Raw genomic sequence first — 17,939 nt, 5'->3', positions numbered from 1 at the left:
TAATGAGCTACCTCCTATTTTTTCAAAAAATATATGCTTCATATGTATAACGCGTCTGCCTTTACACATACTATGTTTACATTCAATGGGCTATAGCCAAGCGGTAAGGCAATGGACTTTGACTCCGTGATCGTTGGTTCGAATCCAGCTAGCCCAGTTTCTGAACAGGTGAAAAACCGAAGATAAGCTGATTCATATAATCAGCGGATCTTCGGTTTTTCATCATGCAGATTGATGAACCGTTTTCTTCTTCGATAACTTCAACAGTTCTCCCGGATTATAACCAATCACCAGCTTTTTGTTGTCCACAAGAATCGGACGCCGCAAAAGCTTCGGCTTCTCGACTAAAAGTTCAAGCACTTCATTTACCGTCATCTCTTCGATGTTTAAATTTAAATTTTTGAAGGTCTGGCTTCTTGTCGCTAAAATTTCATCAATTCCTTCTGTCGTTAACGATAAAATGTACTTTAATTCTTCTACTGTCGGGGTCTCTCTAAATAAGTGCCGTTCGTTAAATTCAATTTGATGCGCTTTGAGCCAATGTTTTGTTTTTCGGCATGACGTGCAGCTTGGATATGAGTAAAAAATTAATTGTTCCATTCGTTTTTTTCCTCCTCAGTTAACCATCTCTTTGTAGAATAACTACCCGGATCATTTTTTCTTTAAACCATTTACAGAACTTTTTTTTGGATTATTTTTAAAAACCATTCATATAATAGAAAACGCAATCAAAGGAACAAATTCCATTTGTATAACAATAATGAAAATGTTTACATTTATAGGTGTGATCTATTATAATAACAGTCAGAGGGACTCTCGGGAGGGGATAAAAATGAATCGCATGTTCCGGGTGTTAGGATTTTGGACGGGAATTTTTGCAGTCATGTTTTATTTGGGTGATATGAAAGATGCTTCCCTTTTATTTTTTGGACAGACGATCTTATTTGTTTTTCTATCGTATTTGAATTTGACTGAACGCACGTATATTTATATTTTTGGCGCTTATTTAACGATTTTCTTCGCCGGCTTTACATATTACTCGATTTTCATTATGGTGCCCGGCGGCGGAGGCCATTAAATGCAAAAAGAGACAAACCTTATCGGTTTGTCTCTTTTTTTACAATGAAAACCCATTTAAAAACGGATTTTGATCCTGCTCAGTCCGTACGTCTGTTTCAGGACCGTGGCCGCTTAACACCAGCGTGTGCTCCGGCAGCGTAAGCAGTTTTTCATGGATGGACGTCAGCAGCGTTTCTTGATCGCCGCCTATTAAATCCGTACGCCCTATGCCGCCTTGAAACAGGACATCTCCGGAGATCACCAAGTCTGCATCCTTCACGTAGTACGAAACACTGCCTGGCGAATGTCCCGGCGTAAATAATGTTTCCAAATGAAACGGCCCGATATTCAGTTCACCGTCTCCTTCAATCAGATGATCTGCAGGCTTAGCTGTGACTTCTATCCCCCGCAGCATGCCGGAGCCGTTTAAAGAGGCATCCGTAAGCCAATTCTTTTCATTCTGATGCAGGTAAACAGGGATATCCCATTTTTCCCTCACTTCATCTAGCGCCCCTATATGGTCAAAATGGGCATGTGTAAGCAAAATGGCTAAAGGCGTCAGCCCTTTTTCTTTTATGTATTGATTGATTTTATTTCCTTCGCCGCCCGGATCAAAAACCAGGCATTGATCACCATTGATGAGAAAATATGCGTTCGCTTGAATCGGCCCTACTGGCATCCGTCTCCATTTCACTTGTATCACCTCTTTCTTTTCTATGCTCCTATTATGAAGGTTTTTGAAAAAAGATTCAAACAATCGCAATGAAAACGCTATCGACAAACATATAAAAAACAGGTAGAATAAAAATGGAAAGAATTGCAGGTTTTTCAATGTAAAGGGGGCTGCGTAATGTTACTTGTCGTGATTTTCGGCCTTGTCGCTCTTTTCGCTTTATGGGGAGTCTTGCGTTCTGTTAAAAATAAAAATATACTTGGCTTTTTATTAGCCGGCGCCACCTTATTTGTCTTTGGCTGGTTTACAGTGATGACAGTAATAAACAGCGGCTATCCAACCGCACATTAAAACCTGTATCCGATCGGATACAGGTTTATTTTTATTGCTATAAATGTTTATTGACACTTTCTATTTTGCTTTCAAGCGTTGTTTTTTTGTCACGCCTGTCATCGATACGGATGTTCGTTGCCACTCTGTGCAGCCCTTTTTGAAACGGTGCTTCGTGAATTGCCTGAATGACTGTGAAAAGGTCACTGAGTTCTCCCTCGATCAGCGTATTCATCGGTGTCAGCTGATATTTGATTTTTCCTTCAGCTTGATATCCTTCTAAAATCTTTTGCACATCGGCCACGTAAGCACTCACACTAGGAGTTTCCGTACCGATTGGGATAATGGTTACATCTGCAATAGCCATTGTTATTTCATCTCCTTTTGATCAATGATGAGTTGCTTCATTTCATGTGATTTCAATAAAATGATCTGCTCAAAATGAAAGCCGTATAATGCATATTTCCCGTTCGGAGATATTTGAATCGGCTCAATTTCCGGCAAAGTGAAAAGATCTTTTGCCTTTCCCGATGCCACATTGACAGCTGCGAGCTTATATGCATCGCCGCTTTCTTTAAACGTATAAAACAGGCCTTTTGCTTCATCATAGTCATACTCCATCGGGGCCAAACTTGTATATTTCGTTTGGAGCGGCCATTCCGCTGTAACAGGCGATTTTGTTTGCGGCGTTTTAAACTGATACGTCCCTTTTTCTCCGGCAGCTGATTTGACAGTAAAACTCATTTGATGGAAAGAATCAAAGAAGAGAACGTCATCCTCGAGCTTCTGCTCCGTTTTAGAGACTGTATCGAACGTATATAATGGCCCTGACTTATCATCTCTTCCCTCTTTTACATAATTAAATGTGTTTTTGGAGGTCCAATGAATAAACGGAACCTGTACCGGACTTAAGGAAGATTCGTCTTTTTTGGCATCCACCTGATATGTATGAAAGTCCCATTTTTCAGAGAATACCGTAACCATCATTTGATAAGGATCATACTGATTCCAAGCAGCCTCGAGCTCATACGTTTCGTATTCTTTTTGGTAAAGCGTCTCTCCTTTTGCATTAAGCAAAACCACTGCTGTCTTTTGGCTGTGCGTGACTTGCAGCAAAACCATCTGCTTCCTCGGGTTGATTTGAACATCAACGATTTGGCCATCCGTCCGATAGAGCTTTTTTGCTTTGCCTGTAAAGATGCGGTATGCAAAAAGCTCCGTTTTCGTAGGATCGGACGCTGTATATAAAATTGTGCTGTTAGTAAGCCAGCCTTCCGCTCCCTCTGCTTTTTCCGCAGAAAGCGGAATGATGTCTTTTTCCTCATCTTTTGCCGCCGATGCCTGTTTTTGCTGCTGATGAGATGGTTCGCATGCCGATAAACTAAACAGCAATGCTGACAGCAGAATGAAACAAACTGATCTCATCAGCCTTCCCCTCCGATCATCTTTATTGTCGCATATTTTCTGCGGCATAAAAAAGAAAAAGTTTCAGTTACTCATGAAAAAATAACGCCCTCCATAAAATGCCGTTTGTCGCGTTATAAATATGTGTAAACTGCTTAAACGGCAAAGGGTTTTGACCTTTTCCAAGTTCCACCGTATACCCTTCTTTAAAATAATGGTGAATAAACCAATCGCGAAATCCCGCATAGCTGTCAATATCCCTTACTCCTTTATAAATGTTCCCGCTTAACTTCTCAAAATCCTTTATGACAGCAGCAGATTCTTCAGGCTCAAGGCCTTTATAGCCCCAATAAATTTCTTCCCCCTGTGTATGGAGGGCCAGCAGTCTGTCAGGCGGATTCACCGTTATCAGCCGGTACATCGCAATGGATTCCGGCTCCGTAAGCGGAGAGATTCCCGGAAAATCACGGTAGCTGGGTGCTGCCGGTTTGCGGTATTTTTCAATTTCCCATAACGACGGAAATTGTTTATTTAAATCGACCCCGTTTATGTTTGCCTTCCATTCATTAAAATTCGGACGATGATCATTTAGCCTTTCAAGCTCTTCTTTCCAGGCTCCCATGCCTTCTGATCCGTTCAAGACAAGATCAACGCCATCCGGATTGACAAGAGGAACGAGAGACAAGGATGTGCTGCTGAACAGCTTCATGGGAGAAAAGCCGAAGAAAGGCGAGTTGCAGCATAATGACATACAGTATTCCTTAAACCATTTTAGCAGGACAGATGTTGTAATCCACTCATTCGCATGAAATGAGGCGTTCATATGGACCTTTTTTGCGGTATGCTCTCCACCAGCCTTCAGCTCCCAGATCGGCCTGCCGAGTACAGAACGGCCGATTTCCCGGCATGAGACAAATGGAAACACATCAATGATCTTCTTTACTTCCTTTTCTACAGCTGAAAAATCATAGACTTTTTCTTGCTCCACCCAGTTATCAGAAAGGTCCAGCCGGCGAGGCTGTAAAAAGCTCTTTATGTCCTGAATGGTTTGAAGCTCCTTATCGTTATGTTCTTCTATAACATAACCAGGACAAAACAATTGATGTTTTTGTGCGGAGCGATTTGCACTTCTAAGCAGCTCCTCATCTATCTTCAGCTCTCTCGCCACTCTGGCCAAATTGTGCTTGATCTCAGGCTTCACCGTAATAAACGCCATCATCATCCCCCTTTTTTGTTACTATATGACAGCGTGTTTAAAAAAAGAAAGCCTCCCGCTACTTTGATGCGGGAGGCTTTGTGATTACGATGCCTGATCAAGCATTTGTTTTTCATTTCGTTTTGACGAATTGTCCAGCCTTTTCTGATCATAAAATCGTAACAAATCTCCATATATGATTTCATCAGAAAGTAATAGCTCCTGTTTCGCTTTATCAGCAAATGCTTCACATTGTTTTGCCTCTTTTAACGGCTGTCCGGTCTCTTTATCATAACAAGCACCGTCAGTATATACGACCTGATCAGTGATAAAGCTCCCGTCCCGGAGCACCGTAAAGTCAAGTTTTTCATCTGAAAGTAGATCGTTTCCGAATTGAATTTGATCTTTCGTATCAATCCCTAAAAGGTTCATCAGCGTCGGCCTGATGTCAATTTGCCCGCCTACTGTTTCAAAGGTTTGAGGTTTTTTATCGGTAATACCGGGAATATGAATGACAAGCGGCACTTTTTGGAGCTGAACTTCTTCAAATGGTGTAATCTCTTTTCCTAAAAATTGCCCCATCGCTTCATTATGGTTTTCCGATATACCATAATGGTCACCGTATAATACGATAATAGAGTTGTCGTATAACCCGTCTTCTTTCAGCTTTTCGATAAACCGTTTCAGCGCCTCATCCTGATAGCGCACTGTCGGGAAATATTTGTTTAGTGTCTGGCTGCTTGAATCGTATTCATCAATCAATTTATCCTCTTCATCAAGATCAAACGGGAAGTGGTTCGTAAGAGTGATCAGCCTCGAATAAAACGGCTGAGGCAGATTTTTCATCAGCTCTGAAGATTGCTCAAAAAATTCTTTATCCTTCAGTCCCCAGCCGACTGAATTTTTGTCAGTTACTTCATAGGAGTTAATATCAAAAAACGAATCATATCCAAAAGAGTCGTACATTAAATCCCGATTCCAAAAACTTTTATTATTAGCATGAAGCACAGCTGAATAGTAACCGTTGTTTTTCAAAATCTCGGGTGTCGCCATGTATTGGTTGCCCGCATTTGTAAAAAACACGGCGCCTCGTCCAAGCGGATACAGTGAATTGTCCACGATAAATTCAGAATCTGATGTTTTCCCCTGGCCGGTTTGGTGGTAAACATTATTAAAGTTGTAGCTCTTTTTTATAAAGTCATTCAGAAAAGGCGTGATTTCTTCTCCATTCACCTTTTCATTGACCACAAAGCTTTGCGTTGATTCTAAGGATACGAGTATGACGTTCCTTCCTTTTGCAGCGCCGAATAAGCTTTTGTTGGCATCTTTCGCATTAGCGGTTACGTAGTTTTCAATTTCCGTCAGGCTGTTGCTGTCAGCCAATGCCCTTTGTGCGGACTGCTTTGACTGAAGAACACCGTCGTAAATATGAAAATTAAACAGGCTGATATTTTTAACAAGCATTTCCCTGTCAAATGAGCGTGTCAATAGCTGAGGTCTTTCCGCCTCAGACAAGCCCAGGTTGAAGAAATAAACAGAAGCAACGAACAGAAAATATGCCGCCCGTTCATTTTTCGTGGAAGGAATGTCCGATTGGAAAGCTTTTTGCCGGATGTGAAGCCATAGTAATACCGCAATATCTACAGCCAATAGGAGGTCTGTCGGCTCAAGAAGTGTTCCTATGCTGCTGCCTAGATCACCCATATTGCTCGTTTGAAAAAGAACAGGGATCGTTAAGAAATCATTGTAAAAACGGTAAAAAACCATATTAGCCAGCAATACAAACGTGACAAGACAGCTCATCGCGATAATGTAGCGATTTCTGTTTTTGCCTTTTAAAAACAGGCTGAAGCCAAAGATGAGCAGCAAAAAGCTCAATGGGTTGATAAACAAAATAAATTCCTGCGTTAGATTGTCAATTTTAATATGAAAACTGGTTTTATAAACAGCATACGTTTTCAGCCACATCAATAAAATCGCAATCAGCATAAATGAAATCTTCGAAAAAAACGTTTTTCGCATTTCAACCTCCTATGCAGCACGCTCAAAAAATCAGTCTATTCCCAACATTCTCATTAACACATCAAATTAAATCTTAACCTGAACATAACAAAAAATCAATTTCATTTACACAATTTTAACAATTTTGGTGTTTCAGCCATTCGTTTTTAGCGATCCAAGCGCCTCCGATAACGCCGGCATCATTTCCAAGTGCTGCAATTGAAATATCAGCAGCTTCGGCTGCCCGCGGAAACGCGCATTTGCGGAATGTTTTCTCGACTTTTGATCTCAGCAGTTCGCCGGCTTTCGATACGCCGCCGCCAATAACGATTTTTGACGGGTTAAGCGAGCTTGCCAAATTTCCGAGCACCAAACCAAGGTGCTTGGCTACATAATCCACCACTTCAAGGGCCATTTCGTCATTTTCACCCGCTGCTTCAAATACATCCCGTGCTGACAATTGTTCAGTTGCTTTTAAACGTGTCGTCTGCCTAGCATTTGCTATTTTCTCTTTTGCAATTCTTACAATTCCGGTTGCCGACGCAATCGTTTCGATACAGCCCGTTTTGCCGCAGTTGCACGGTGCCCCGCCTTCAGGAATGCTGCAAATATGGCCGATTTCCCCGCCGGCGCCATTTATGCCATGTACAATTTCACCATTTACAATAATGCCGCCGCCAACTCCTGTGCCAAGCGTCACGAGAATGACGTCTTTCGCGCCGTCACCCGCTCCCTTCCACATTTCACCGAGCGCAGCAATATTCGCGTCGTTTTCTATAACAGCCGGGATGCCGGTTTCTGTCTCCAGATGGTTCTTTAAAGCATAGTTTTTCCACCCCAGATTTACCGTTTCATAAACGACTCCTGCCGCCATATCTACAGGGCCTGGTGCGCCCATTCCGATGTATTTGATGATATGCTTCGGTTTTTGCAGCTCATCCAGCTTGCTGTCAATTGTTTTTGCAATTGTAACGGTAATGGTGTCGCCGGTTTTATCAGTCGGGACTTCCCACTTATGCTGAATTTCACCATATTGATTAATAAAAGCGAGTTTAATCGTCGTTCCTCCCAGATCAATGCCCGCAAACCATATCTCGTCCATTTTTATCACCCTAGCCTTTACATATATCTCTTCCGTTTTTTTGTTTGTTCCAATTCTTTTCGAAGGACAGCTGCCGCTTTGGCCCACTGCTCCTTCTCAATCATGTGGTTCATGTATAATTCCTTTAATTCATCGAGCATAAACTCAATTTCAAGTTCTCTGTCTCCAAAGTAAACAATGTGGCCAAACGTTTTTAACAGCTGCTGCACATCATATAATGTATTCATTTTCCTCACCATTCTTAATCTTAACTATTTAAGCGTATTCATATGGAAGCGGCCAGTCAAGAAGAAAACGCTGACAAAAAAGCCAGCCTCCCTCCTTAGGCATATTCCGCTTCCTATGATTCTTTATTATTTCCAATCTGCTGCTGAAGCTCTTTGTACCGCTGCTCCTTCGGCTTAAGTTTTACAGCCGACTTGATAGCCTCTTCTGCTTGACCAAGCTCATTTTTTTCCGCATACAGCAAGGCTAAATAGTAATATGAGGCATGGTCTTTAGGTTCTTTTTCCACAGCTCTTTCCAAAAGGGAAATCGCCTGATCATATTCACCGATTTGAATATCAGAGACAGCCAGGATTTTCAAAAGATCGGCTGAGGCATCTTTTTGCTCCGCTTCTCCGTTCAGCAATTCCGTTACTTCTTCATACTTTCCTTCCTGATACAGCTCGTTTGCCTGCTGAATCAGCGCTGACTCCTGGCGGGAAGGCGAATGCAATCCGTAATATAAAAACCCGGCTGCCAAAGCAATCAGCAAAACCGCTGACAACAATCTTTTTCCAAAGGCTCCGGTTTTGGGCAATCCAAGTGCGGCAGCTGCGAAAAAGCCGCCAATCAAGCCGCCAATATGTCCAGAGTTATCAATATTCGAAACCGCAAAACCGAAGCCAAGATTAATGATAATAATGACAATAATATTGGTTCCAATGGTTCTTAAAAACATTTTCCGATTTGACAAAGCTACATACAGCAATGCGCCTAAGCATCCAAATATGGCTCCTGAAGCGCCCGCTGAAGGATACGGGCTGAACACAAAGCTCGCGATTGAACCCGTAATGCCAGCCGCCAGATAAATCAGCAGAAATCTGCCCGAGCCGTACATCCGCTCAACTGCTGTACCAACCGACCATAAAGCAAGCGTATTAAAAGCTAAATGCGCTATGCCAATGTGAAGCACGATCGGAGTCAGGAGCCGCCACCATTCTCCGGCTGCAATCAGACTGTTTTCCTTTGCCCCAAAAGCGACCAGCGTCTGCGTATTTGTGCTGCCCCCGTTTAGTTCAAGCAAGAAAAACATTAAGACCTGAAGCGCGATGAATACATATGTAAAAATTGGTTTTCCGTTTTGAAAAACCGCCGCTTCATTTTTTCTCTGTTCTTCTTGTTTTAGTACAAGCGAAAGGAAGCGTTCTCTCGCCATTTGCGCGTCTTCAAACGAATCGCGGGCTTCTGTACATTCTTCTGCACGAAATGATGGGAAAACAGCTTGAAGGTCATCACGAAGCATCGTTCCCCTCACGATCGCCGGCTCAACTGAGACCGGTCCCTTCTCAAAAGGCTTTTCGGCGATCTCTTCCCAGTCATCAACAGGGGCTTCCGCTGAAAAAAATACATTGAGCAGCTTCATCTTGCGTCTGCCAAGTTGCTTTCTGACTTGTTCTACTCGTTCAGCCTGCTCTTCGATATCTCTTGCCATTTCTTGCCGGAAATCAATATCATGTTTATAAAGGCGAACCAGATCATAAGAAGACTTGTCCGGTGCTTCCAGCCATATCTCACCTGACTCACCGGCTTGTATGACGCCATACCCGCTATTCACTAGGTGCGCCGCAGTTTTCCAATATGTATACTCCAACAAATACATGTTTACCGCTCCAATGGTTTTTTTTCATTATAACAGCTGGCGCTCCGAACGCCTACTGAAAGCAAAAAATCCCGTTTTTCACGGGATTTTAGAAAGCTTGCTGTATAAACTTATTACGGATAAACGGAATTCTTAAAAAGAAATGGATAAAAGACCTCCTGATACCCGGCTGGCTGAGTACGGTATTCATAAGACGGTAGCGATTTTGATAAAACATGACGGCAGAAACAGCAAAAATGGCATAAATCATAAGTTTTTTCATCTTATCCCTCCTGCCAATAGGGTTTGTCATTCTTTCTTATTTATTCTTAAATAATGAGCAGGAGTTATGAAAAACAAGACATGATCCGATCCTCTGTTATCAGCTTATGTACTGGGATGTCATGCGGCAGACGGGGCACGTGTGCGAACAGCTGGCACTCCAAAAGCAAAGAGACTGTCTTCCCTTTATAATCGCTTAAATAACGGTCATAATAGCCGCCGCCAAAGCCGATCCTAAACCCATCAGTATCAAAACAAACACCCGGAACGATCATCAAGTCAATTTGCGATCGTTTCACTTCTTTTGTTTTTTCAATCACCGGTTCAAGAAGTCCGGCGTAAACGGTTTCGAGCTGATCATCCGTCTGATAGGTGCGAAATTGCATTTTCTTCGTGTCCGGGTCACATTTTGGAATACAAACTTGTTTCCCTTCTTCCCAAGCCTGCTCAATGACGGGGCGCGTCGGTATTTCCAGCCCTCTGGAGATGGTGACGGCAATGGAGCTGGCATTTTGCCACTCCGGCAGTGAAAACAAATGCTTGTACATACGTGCTGTTTTTTGAAGAAGATCTTCACTTGATACAGCAGATAGTGCCTCCATCGTCTTTTTTCTTAATTGTGATTTCATCTCTCATCCCCCTCGGAATAGAAAAAAAGCCAGAACCTTTTTCAAAGCTCTGGCTTTTTTCTTACACCTCAAACAGCTAGGCTGTTATTTTGTTTCACGGTGTAACGTAGATTTTTTATCACGTGGGCAATATTTTTTAAATTCAACGCGGTCTGGATTGTTGCGTTTGTTCTTTTTAGAAATATAGTTACGCTCACCACATTCAGTGCAAGCCAAAGTAATATTAACGCGCATTATTTTCCCTCCAAACTAAAATCATTTACTTATTCAGACTTATATATAATACCACTATAATGGACGGAAAGCTAGGCTGTTTTTCAATGAATTACTGAATTATTGATGATACGCTTATAAAGCTTCAAATATGATTCCGTAATGAGCCGGGGATGGTGAAGTTTGATCACTTGTTGTCTGCCGGCATCTTTTATCCGGCATGCTTTTTCCCGGTCTTTTAATAACCTGTCCAGCAGAACAGCTGCTTCCTCTGCACGCGTAAAATCAACGGTGATTGCCGTTTTGTCATGAACCGCATAGTCACAAAAACCGCCCGATGGAGAGACAGCAGTCAGCACACCTTGTTCCATGCTTTCTTGCGCGGCAAGCCCAAACGGCTCATAAAAACTAGGGAATACAGCCATTTCACAGTGAGACAGAAACGCTCTGATGTCTCTTCTGTGCAAAAACGGCAGGAACATGATACATTCCTTCAAGTTCAATGCCTCAGCCAATTTCTCGTAGGAGGACAAAGACGGCCCTTCCCCAGCCAGCACCAAATGCAGGTCAGGCTGACGCTGCCTCAAGATAGCAAATACCTTTAACAGCTGAGAAAACCCTTTTTCCGGAACAAACCTTCCAAACGAAAATAGGAACCTTCTATTCATTCCCCTCGGTATTTTCCCCTTTTCTTCTTCCATAGATGCAGGGCTCGGGATAACGGATATTTTTTTACCTGCTGTCTTATCAAGAGACCGTTTCATAAAAGTGCTTAATACAATCAGTTCATCAGCGGATTCTATAAGGAGCCGTTCGGTCTGCAGTCGGTATGGATGCGGTGCTTCTTGGCACGCCTTCTTCCTTTCGCTTTCAAGACCATGGATTGTCGCAGCAAGCGGAAGACCAAGCTGTTGTTTCAAATAATAAGCAGCAGGGGCTGTCATGTCGTCATGGACATGAATCAGATCAAAGCGTTCATTGCAGGATAACATATGCTGAACCATTGCAAAGTTGGCATCAGCTATGAAATCTTCAAACTGCGCATATGAAAACAGCTTCCTGCTTGGAGTGCAAACCGTTATGTTGATATGCAGTTTTAAATAGGAAATGAGACGGTTTAAATGGACCCCGAGCCCGCTTTTCGGCTCATGAGGATGTTCGAGAGTCAGCATGAGAACGTTCATCGTTCTTTTTCCCCTCTCCCATAACAGGTGTAAGCAGAAAATTGCTTCTCCCATCTGGTGTGCCCGCCCTCAACCTGAAAGCTGTTTATATCGCTAACCCCATTTTCCGCAAGATAGATGTCCTCTGTACCGGCGAGCTTGAGCGTCACATTCATAGAATTAACGATTCTGTACTCAGCCCGATAGACAGCATCACCAGCCGCCTGTCCAATCGTCCATTCCCCTTTATCATATGTTGTGCGTTTCATCCTGACAGCTTCGATGCCTTTTCTTTTAATGACAATGCGCAATTCTTTTATCATATCCTGCGTTTTTTCGAAAAGCACCGCTTCAGCCAGCCGCATTGTTTCTTCTGAGATCTCCCAGCGTACGGTCAAGGTGTGAGCGTTTTGAATAATCATGTCGAATGTGTCCCTAAAAAAAGAAAGCCTATGTCGTATATTATAGAGAAATGGGTGTTTATCCATAGACTCCTACCATTCTCCTTTCCTATCGTTCACTCGGTGTCCCTATTAAACCATTACATAGAGAGGAAGCAAAGAAAGATTTCTCGACAAAATCTCGTTTTTTTCGCGAATTCCTTTAGAATCCATTGGTTTTATGGTATAAAAAAGAAGGATAAAAAAAGAATAGAAGGTGATGAAACGTGGAAATTGCTATTATTGCGTTGTTTATCGTCAGTATAGCGCTAATTGCATTCTCATATTCTCAAAGAGATCCGATGAAAGATGTAGAACAGGAGCTCGAAACACTGCAGCTTTCTGCGATGCAGGAAATTTACAAGCTCAAAAAGAAAATGACAGTGCTTGAAGAAGAATTGCTGGAAACAAACCTTGTCATCCGCAAATCAAAGCATAGCGACATCAATCAAAAGATCGCCAAACAAATACTTTCTAAATATAATAACGGCATGTCCGCTGAAGCGATTGCTAAAGCTGAGCATGTATCAGTAGAAGACGTAAATACGATTATCAAAGATAACGAGAAGGTGCTCGTATGACAAAACGGGGCATTCAGGCATTTGCTGGCGGCATTATTTTAGCAACGGCCGTTCTCGCAGCTGTTTTTTATCTGACAGACGAAGATCAGGCCGCTGCTGTAAAAGAAAGTAAAACAGTAACCGAACAAGACGTGAACAATTACCTTGATTCTAAAAAAATGGTTTCTGTTAACCGTGATGAATATCAAAAACTTCTAGACTCAAAAGAGAAATCCTTGAGCAATGACAACAGCTCAGGCACGAAAACAGACAAAGTAAAAACGTACAAGCTCACCATTAAAGATGGCATGAGCACTGCAGATGTATCAGATATTCTTGAAAAAGAAGGCATCATCTCCTCGGCTCAAGACTTTAACGACTATGTCATTGATGCCGGCTATCACAAAGAAATCCGCGCCGGCGAGTTTAAAGTAAAATCAGACATGAGCTTCAAAAAGATCGTAAAAACGTTAACACGATAAAAAACAGGCTGACTGTCAGCCTGTTTTTATTTACCCAAACTTTCCTGTAATGTAATCGAGAGTTCTTTGATCCTGCGGGTTTGAGAACATTTTATTGGTATTGTCGCATTCAACAAGCTCGCCCATGTAGAAAAAGGCGGTTTGATCAGAAACCCTTGCTGCCTGCTGCATGTTATGCGTGACGATTACAATGGTATATTTATTTTTCAGCTCAAGAATGAGTTCTTCAATTTTTCTCGTTGAGATTGGATCCAGTGCAGATGTCGGTTCATCCATCAGCAAAATATCAGGATTTGTCGCTAGCGCTCTGGCGATACAAAGACGCTGCTGCTGGCCGCCTGATAACGAAAGGGCGGATGAATGCAAACGATCCTTCACTTCATCCCATAACGCCACATCTTTTAATGACTTTTCCACAATGTCTTGAAGCTTCTTTTTATTTTTGGTGCCGTGGACTCTCGGTCCGTAAGCGACATTATCAAAAATGGATTGCGGAAACGGGTTCCCTTTTTGGAATACCATGCCGATATTTTTTCGTAAATCCACGATATCCACTTTATCCTTTAAAATGTTGCTGCCGTTATAGTTCAGCTCACCTGCAAGCTTTACATTTGGCGTCATTTGAATCATTAAATTCAATGTTTTGATGAAGGTTGATTTCCCGCATCCTGATGGCCCGATGATTGCCGTGACCTCGTTTTCATGAATGCTCAAATTGATATTTTTTAAGGCATGATGCTGGCCATACCATAAGTTCATTCCATTGACTTGATAAACTTCCTGTTTCATTACAGCTTCGGTAGCAATACTCATTGCCGCCCTCCTATCCGAATTTCCCGTTAATATAATCCTCTGTTTTTTGCTGCTTCGGACTTGTAAAAATCTGTTCAGTCTGTCCGTATTCTACAAGCTCGCCGTTTAAAAAGAACGCCGTCCGGTCAGAAACCCGCAGAGCCTGCTGCATATTGTGCGTGACAATAATAATCGAGTATTCGCTTTTCAATTCTGTAATTAATTCTTCTATTTTTGCATTTGAAATCGGATCAAGCGCTGAAGCTGGTTCATCCAGCAGAAGAACAGCCGGCTTCATCGCAAGCGTTCTCGCGATGCATAAACGCTGCTGCTGGCCGCCTGATAATGAGAGTGCAGATGAATGCAAACGGTCCTTCACCTCATCCCAGAGCGCTGCTTTTGTTAAGCTTTCTTCCACAATCTCATCTAAAACGGCTTTATTCCGCTCTCCGGCATATTTCAATGCATGTGTGATATTGGCATAGATCGATTTCGGAAATGGATTCGGTTTTTGGAAAACCATTCCGATTTCTCTTCTTAAGCTGACAACGTTAATATTGCTGCCCAGTATATTTAGTCCTTCATAAAGGATTTCACCTTCAGCTCTTGCAGAAGGAATTAAATCATTCATTCGGTTAATGTTTCTCAAAAAAGTAGATTTTCCGCATCCTGACGGCCCAATCAAAGCGGTCACCGCGTTCTTTTCAATATCCATATTCACGTGATGAACCGCTTGTTTATTTCCGTAAAATATAGACAGATCTTTCACTTCAAGCACGTGGTGCTGCTTCGGAACGAAAACAGCACGCTCAGGCTTTTCTTTTACCATTTGTTCAGACATGTTTTTCGCCTCTTTCCGTTCTAATTTGCCGTAAGCTTTTTGTAGATCATCGTGCCAAGCCATCTCGCTGCAAGATTAAACACAAGAACAGAAATCACCAGCACCGCAGAACCTCCGTTGGCAATCGCTTCAGCATCCGGAATCATTCCTTGCGTATTTACGTTCCAAATGTGCACCGCCAGTGTTTCAGCGGGCCTGAAAATATTAAGCGGCGATGTTTCAGAAAACGGGTTCCACTCTGTAAAATTAAGACGTGGCGTTGTCAGACCGGCTGTAAATAATAGTGCCGCCGCTTCCCCGAACACCCTTCCTGACGCCAAAATTGCTCCTGTGATGATAGAAGGGATCGCACTTGGAATTAAAACTGTTTTTACGGTATGCCAGCGTGAAACACCTAAAGCGAGAGATGCTTCCTTCAGATCTTTAGGGACTGTACGGATCGCGTCTTCTGTCACACGCACCATGACAGGAAGGTTAAAAACAGTTAACGCAAGCGCACCGCCTATGATCGTATATCCCCAGCCTGTTAAGTTGACAAACATCAGTAATCCAAACATCCCAATGACAATAGACGGAAGAGACGAAAGCACCTCTATACATGTTCTGATGAAATCAGTCACTTTGTTATTAGGCGCGTACTCAGCCATGAACACTCCGCCACCCACACCGAGCGGGATTGTAATCAGCATGGTAATAAACAAGATATAAAAGGAATTAAACAGCTGGTCACGTATTCCTCCTCCAGCTGCAATGGCACTCGATTTTGTTGAAATAAAGTCGAAGCTGAGCTGAGAAACACCGTTGATAATAATATAGGAAAACAAGCCTACTAGAATTGCAGCGATAATGGCTGCACACAAACCAAACATTCCAGTCGCCAGTTTATCTGTTATTTTGCGGTTCATTACACTTTCCTCCTAGATGACAAGTAGCGAATAAGCAGGATGAACAAGAATGACATCACCAGAAGCACTAGCCCCATTGACCAAAGCGTATTATTTTCAACGCTGCCGTATGTGGTGTGGCCCATATTCAGTGTGATGATCGTTGTCAGTGTTCCAGCAGTGTCAAACAGGCTTTCCGGCAATACTCTTGTATTTCCAATGACCATCTGAACAGCCAAAGCTTCACCAAACGCCCGTGCCATACCAAGTACAACAGCTGTCATTAATGTTGGAAAAGCTGCAGGCACAAGTACTTTTCTGATCGTCTGCCATCTTGTCGCACCAAGCGCGTAAGAACCTTCTCTTAAACTCTTCGGAAGAGAAGCCATTGCATCTGCAGAGATCGATGTGATGGTCGGCAGAATCATGACGGAAAGGACAATCGTTCCCGCCAATAAACTGTGCCCTGTCCCGCTCGATTTGAAATGGGCGATAAACGGCACCAATACTGTAAGACCTATGAATCCATAAACAACAGATGGAATGCCGACTAAAAGCTCAATCACCGGCTGCAGCACTTTCTTTCCCCAATTCGGCGCAATTTCTGTCATAAAAATCGCACCTGCAATGCCAAGCGGCGCAGCAATGAGGGCAGAAAGAATCGTTACTGCAAATGATCCAAAAATAAATGGCAGCACACCATATTTCGGATCAGCATCTGTAGGGTTCCAATTTAGACTCGTTAAGAATTCAATTGGGCTTACACCATTTACAAGAAAAGATTGCAGCCCCTTAACGCCGAGGAAAATGGTGATCGCAACAGATGCCGCAATCATAATAAGCGCACAAGCTGTCACAATCATTCTTCCCCGAACTTCATCCAATTGCCGATTTTGCCTTGAGCTGATTAAACGCTCGCTCACAGACATATTTTCTCTATTGTTTATCATTGTTTTACACTCCTATGAATGTGTTAAGAGGAGAAACGGTTGTCCCCGCACTCCTCTTTTTATTAAGATCAGCTTTGCTTCCCGTTGGCATCGCGTGTCACTTTCATATCAGTAACCGGAATGTAGCCTTGGTCAGTAACAATGCTTTTTTGAATGTCTTCACTCTTTAGATAATCTAGAAATTCTTTAGCTAAATCTGTCGCTTCACCTTTTGTATAAGAATGTTGATAAGCCCAGATCGGATACTCGCCAGTTGTCACATTTTTTGCTTCAGGTTTTACACCATCAATAGATAGAGCAGTTACTTTGTCATCTGTTAAATATGAGAATGCAAGATATCCAATCGCTCCCGGAGTATCAGCAATGATTTTTTTCACAGTGTTGGAGGAATCTTCAGTAATGCCTTCTGCAGGTTCTTCTCCGTCAAGCGCATATTTCACAAATGTAGCACGTGTGCCAGAAGAATCAGGACGGTTTACAAGTGTAATCTTATGGTCTTTGCCGCCAAGCTCTTTCCAGTTTTTGATTTTACCAGTGAAGATTTTTTCCAATTCATCTTTAGAAATATCCTTCACACCAGCATCAGGGTTTACAGCTGCTGCCATACCAACGACTGCGACTTGATGATCGACAAGCGCTTTTGCATCGATACCTTCTTTTTCTTCAGCAAAAACGTCTGAATTCCCGATCTGAACAGCTCCTTCAGAGACTTGAGAAAGCCCTGTTCCAGAACCGCCAGCTTGCACCTGTATATCAGCATCAGGGTTTTCTTCCATAAATTTTTCTGCGGCTGCAAGTACTAATGGCTGCATAGCCGATGAACCAGAAATGGTTAAAGAACCTGATGCCTTTCCTTCTCCTTTTGCAGAATCGCTATTCGATTTTTCACTTTCTCCTGCATTTCCGCATGCAGCTGCAATGATCATAAAAGCAGCCATCAGAAGCATAAGCACCAATTTGTTTTTTTTCATTTCCTGAATTCCCCCTGCGTATAATGTGTAATTTGTCCTACACGTATAGAGTAAAGGTTCTATGTAAAAAGGGTTTGAATCGAATGTTAAGGTTTTGTAAATCAGTGCATTTTTTTGTATAAAAA

Annotated in this window: 22 protein-coding genes, 1 tRNA gene and 1 pseudogene; 5 read left to right on the top strand and 19 right to left on the bottom strand. The window is 42.5% G+C overall.

Translation table 11 applies throughout. The annotated features are described in order from the left end of the window. Positions 1-86: 86 nt before the first annotated feature. Positions 87-157, top strand: a tRNA-Gln gene (locus CVV77_RS00520). 65 nt (positions 158-222) lie between these two features. Here the strand turns inward: CVV77_RS00520 and mgsR are convergent. Then, the gene (gene mgsR / locus CVV77_RS00515; RefSeq protein ID WP_019258896.1) at positions 223-600 is read right to left on the bottom strand and encodes a transcriptional regulator MgsR; all 378 of its coding nucleotides are present in this window, start codon (positions 598-600) and stop codon (positions 223-225) included. 232 nt (positions 601-832) lie between these two features. Between mgsR and CVV77_RS00510 the strand changes: the two genes are divergently transcribed. Next, positions 833-1,078 (top strand): DUF2626 domain-containing protein, encoded by a 246-nt coding sequence (locus CVV77_RS00510; protein ID WP_003236976.1) that lies wholly within the window; start codon positions 833-835, stop codon positions 1,076-1,078. A 39-nt stretch (positions 1,079-1,117) separates the two neighbouring features. Here CVV77_RS00510 and CVV77_RS00505 read toward each other — a convergent pair whose 3' ends face one another. Further along, positions 1,118-1,753 carry an MBL fold metallo-hydrolase gene (locus CVV77_RS00505; RefSeq protein ID WP_100274393.1) on the bottom strand — a complete coding sequence of 212 codons (636 nt, stop codon included), beginning with the start codon at positions 1,751-1,753 and terminating at the stop codon, positions 1,118-1,120. 156 nt (positions 1,754-1,909) lie between these two features. On the opposite strand from CVV77_RS00505, the gene CVV77_RS00500 reads away from it, so the two are divergent. Next, entirely contained in the window at positions 1,910-2,083 is a 174-nt protein-coding gene (locus tag CVV77_RS00500; protein WP_003236980.1) for a DUF2759 domain-containing protein, read from the top strand. Positions 2,084-2,120: 37 nt separating this feature from the next. On the opposite strand, the gene CVV77_RS00495 is transcribed toward CVV77_RS00500, so the two are convergent. From CVV77_RS00495 to CVV77_RS00440, 12 genes and pseudogenes are all read right to left on the bottom strand, one after another. Next, positions 2,121-2,429: an MTH1187 family thiamine-binding protein gene (locus CVV77_RS00495; protein ID WP_003236982.1), complete on the bottom strand. Its 309-nt coding sequence runs from the start codon at positions 2,427-2,429 to the stop codon at positions 2,121-2,123. A 2-nt stretch (positions 2,430-2,431) separates the two neighbouring features. Beyond that, positions 2,432-3,487 (bottom strand): YqgU-like beta propeller domain-containing protein, encoded by a 1,056-nt coding sequence (locus CVV77_RS00490; RefSeq protein ID WP_100274392.1) that lies wholly within the window; start codon positions 3,485-3,487, stop codon positions 2,432-2,434. 67 nt (positions 3,488-3,554) lie between these two features. After that, positions 3,555-4,685, bottom strand: coding sequence for a M14 family metallopeptidase (locus CVV77_RS00485; protein WP_100274391.1), 1,131 nt, complete (start codon positions 4,683-4,685; stop codon positions 3,555-3,557). A gap of 81 nt (positions 4,686-4,766) precedes the next feature. Further along, positions 4,767-6,683 carry an LTA synthase family protein gene (locus tag CVV77_RS00480; RefSeq protein ID WP_100274390.1) on the bottom strand — a complete coding sequence of 639 codons (1,917 nt, stop codon included), beginning with the start codon at positions 6,681-6,683 and terminating at the stop codon, positions 4,767-4,769. A gap of 115 nt (positions 6,684-6,798) precedes the next feature. Beyond that, positions 6,799-7,764, bottom strand: a complete 966-nt coding sequence (gene glcK / locus CVV77_RS00475) for a glucose kinase GlcK (protein ID WP_003236990.1) — start codon at positions 7,762-7,764, stop codon at positions 6,799-6,801. Positions 7,765-7,774: 10 nt separating this feature from the next. Continuing rightward, a pseudogene (locus CVV77_RS00470) lies at positions 7,775-7,991 on the bottom strand (YqgQ family protein). 113 nt (positions 7,992-8,104) lie between these two features. Continuing rightward, positions 8,105-9,628 carry a rhomboid protease YqgP gene (gene yqgP / locus CVV77_RS00465; RefSeq protein WP_100274389.1) on the bottom strand — a complete coding sequence of 508 codons (1,524 nt, stop codon included), beginning with the start codon at positions 9,626-9,628 and terminating at the stop codon, positions 8,105-8,107. 88 nt (positions 9,629-9,716) lie between these two features. After that, positions 9,717-9,890, bottom strand: coding sequence for a hypothetical protein (locus CVV77_RS00460; protein WP_003236997.1), 174 nt, complete (start codon positions 9,888-9,890; stop codon positions 9,717-9,719). A gap of 64 nt (positions 9,891-9,954) precedes the next feature. Next, positions 9,955-10,518, bottom strand: coding sequence for a 5-formyltetrahydrofolate cyclo-ligase (locus CVV77_RS00455; protein WP_019258902.1), 564 nt, complete (start codon positions 10,516-10,518; stop codon positions 9,955-9,957). 84 nt (positions 10,519-10,602) lie between these two features. Further along, complete coding sequence (gene rpmG, locus CVV77_RS00450) at positions 10,603-10,752, bottom strand: 50S ribosomal protein L33 (RefSeq protein ID WP_003153056.1); 150 nt, start codon at positions 10,750-10,752, stop codon at positions 10,603-10,605. A gap of 83 nt (positions 10,753-10,835) precedes the next feature. Then, on the bottom strand, positions 10,836-11,915 hold the full coding sequence (locus CVV77_RS00445; RefSeq protein WP_100274388.1) for a glycosyltransferase family 4 protein: 1,080 nt from the start codon (positions 11,913-11,915) through the stop codon (positions 10,836-10,838). After that, the gene (locus tag CVV77_RS00440; protein ID WP_100274387.1) at positions 11,912-12,382 is read right to left on the bottom strand and encodes a hypothetical protein; all 471 of its coding nucleotides are present in this window, start codon (positions 12,380-12,382) and stop codon (positions 11,912-11,914) included. The genes CVV77_RS00445 and CVV77_RS00440 overlap by 4 nt, the downstream gene beginning before the upstream one ends. A gap of 179 nt (positions 12,383-12,561) precedes the next feature. On the opposite strand from CVV77_RS00440, the gene CVV77_RS00435 reads away from it, so the two are divergent. Together CVV77_RS00435 and CVV77_RS00430 are read left to right on the top strand one after the other, a co-directional pair. Then, complete coding sequence (locus CVV77_RS00435; protein WP_003226272.1) at positions 12,562-12,915, top strand: hypothetical protein; 354 nt, start codon at positions 12,562-12,564, stop codon at positions 12,913-12,915. Beyond that, positions 12,912-13,376 carry an endolytic transglycosylase MltG gene (locus CVV77_RS00430; protein ID WP_100274386.1) on the top strand — a complete coding sequence of 155 codons (465 nt, stop codon included), beginning with the start codon at positions 12,912-12,914 and terminating at the stop codon, positions 13,374-13,376. Before CVV77_RS00435 ends, CVV77_RS00430 begins: the two co-directional genes overlap by 4 nt. 30 nt (positions 13,377-13,406) lie before the next feature. Here the strand turns inward: CVV77_RS00430 and pstB (CVV77_RS00425) are convergent, their stop codons facing one another. From pstB (CVV77_RS00425) to CVV77_RS00405, 5 genes are all read right to left on the bottom strand, one after another. Further along, entirely contained in the window at positions 13,407-14,189 is a 783-nt protein-coding gene (pstB, locus tag CVV77_RS00425) for a phosphate ABC transporter ATP-binding protein PstB (protein ID WP_060399032.1), read from the bottom strand. Positions 14,190-14,199: 10 nt separating this feature from the next. Next, the gene (gene pstB / locus CVV77_RS00420; protein WP_060399033.1) at positions 14,200-15,009 is read right to left on the bottom strand and encodes a phosphate ABC transporter ATP-binding protein PstB; all 810 of its coding nucleotides are present in this window, start codon (positions 15,007-15,009) and stop codon (positions 14,200-14,202) included. Positions 15,010-15,029: 20 nt separating this feature from the next. After that, positions 15,030-15,914, bottom strand: a complete 885-nt coding sequence (gene pstA / locus CVV77_RS00415; protein WP_003237008.1) for a phosphate ABC transporter permease PstA — start codon at positions 15,912-15,914, stop codon at positions 15,030-15,032. Continuing rightward, entirely contained in the window at positions 15,914-16,843 is a 930-nt protein-coding gene (gene pstC / locus CVV77_RS00410; protein WP_019258908.1) for a phosphate ABC transporter permease subunit PstC, read from the bottom strand. The genes pstA and pstC overlap by 1 nt, the downstream gene beginning before the upstream one ends. Before the next feature lie 68 nt (positions 16,844-16,911). Continuing rightward, entirely contained in the window at positions 16,912-17,814 is a 903-nt protein-coding gene (locus CVV77_RS00405; protein ID WP_100274385.1) for a phosphate ABC transporter substrate-binding protein, read from the bottom strand. Positions 17,815-17,939 lie beyond the last annotated feature (125 nt).

The organism is Bacillus sp. SN1 (assembly GCF_002796895.1).
Classification (GTDB): Bacteria; Bacillota; Bacilli; order Bacillales; family Bacillaceae; genus Bacillus; species Bacillus inaquosorum.
This window is presented reverse-complemented; position numbering and strand designations above follow the sequence as displayed.

Coding starts and splice junctions, on each gene's coding strand:
- mgsR (WP_019258896.1), bottom strand. CDS start 600: ATGGAACAATTAATTTTTTACTCATATCCAAGCTGCACGTCATGCCGA.
- CVV77_RS00510 (WP_003236976.1), top strand. CDS start 833: ATGAATCGCATGTTCCGGGTGTTAGGATTTTGGACGGGAATTTTTGCA.
- CVV77_RS00500 (WP_003236980.1), top strand. CDS start 1,910: ATGTTACTTGTCGTGATTTTCGGCCTTGTCGCTCTTTTCGCTTTATGG.
- CVV77_RS00495 (WP_003236982.1), bottom strand. CDS start 2,429: ATGGCTATTGCAGATGTAACCATTATCCCAATCGGTACGGAAACTCCT.
- CVV77_RS00490 (WP_100274392.1), bottom strand. CDS start 3,487: ATGAGATCAGTTTGTTTCATTCTGCTGTCAGCATTGCTGTTTAGTTTA.
- CVV77_RS00485 (WP_100274391.1), bottom strand. CDS start 4,685: ATGATGGCGTTTATTACGGTGAAGCCTGAGATCAAGCACAATTTGGCC.
- CVV77_RS00480 (WP_100274390.1), bottom strand. CDS start 6,683: ATGCGAAAAACGTTTTTTTCGAAGATTTCATTTATGCTGATTGCGATT.
- glcK (WP_003236990.1), bottom strand. CDS start 7,764: ATGGACGAGATATGGTTTGCGGGCATTGATCTGGGAGGAACGACGATT.
- yqgP (WP_100274389.1), bottom strand. CDS start 9,628: ATGTATTTGTTGGAGTATACATATTGGAAAACTGCGGCGCACCTAGTG.
- CVV77_RS00460 (WP_003236997.1), bottom strand. CDS start 9,890: ATGAAAAAACTTATGATTTATGCCATTTTTGCTGTTTCTGCCGTCATG.
- CVV77_RS00455 (WP_019258902.1), bottom strand. CDS start 10,518: ATGAAATCACAATTAAGAAAAAAGACGATGGAGGCACTATCTGCTGTA.
- rpmG (WP_003153056.1), bottom strand. CDS start 10,752: ATGCGCGTTAATATTACTTTGGCTTGCACTGAATGTGGTGAGCGTAAC.
- CVV77_RS00445 (WP_100274388.1), bottom strand. CDS start 11,915: ATGAACGTTCTCATGCTGACTCTCGAACATCCTCATGAGCCGAAAAGC.
- CVV77_RS00440 (WP_100274387.1), bottom strand. CDS start 12,382: ATGGATAAACACCCATTTCTCTATAATATACGACATAGGCTTTCTTTT.
- CVV77_RS00430 (WP_100274386.1), top strand. CDS start 12,912: ATGACAAAACGGGGCATTCAGGCATTTGCTGGCGGCATTATTTTAGCA.
- pstB (WP_060399032.1), bottom strand. CDS start 14,189: ATGAGTATTGCTACCGAAGCTGTAATGAAACAGGAAGTTTATCAAGTC.
- pstB (WP_060399033.1), bottom strand. CDS start 15,009: ATGTCTGAACAAATGGTAAAAGAAAAGCCTGAGCGTGCTGTTTTCGTT.
- pstA (WP_003237008.1), bottom strand. CDS start 15,914: ATGAACCGCAAAATAACAGATAAACTGGCGACTGGAATGTTTGGTTTG.
- pstC (WP_019258908.1), bottom strand. CDS start 16,843: ATGATAAACAATAGAGAAAATATGTCTGTGAGCGAGCGTTTAATCAGC.
- CVV77_RS00405 (WP_100274385.1), bottom strand. CDS start 17,814: ATGAAAAAAAACAAATTGGTGCTTATGCTTCTGATGGCTGCTTTTATG.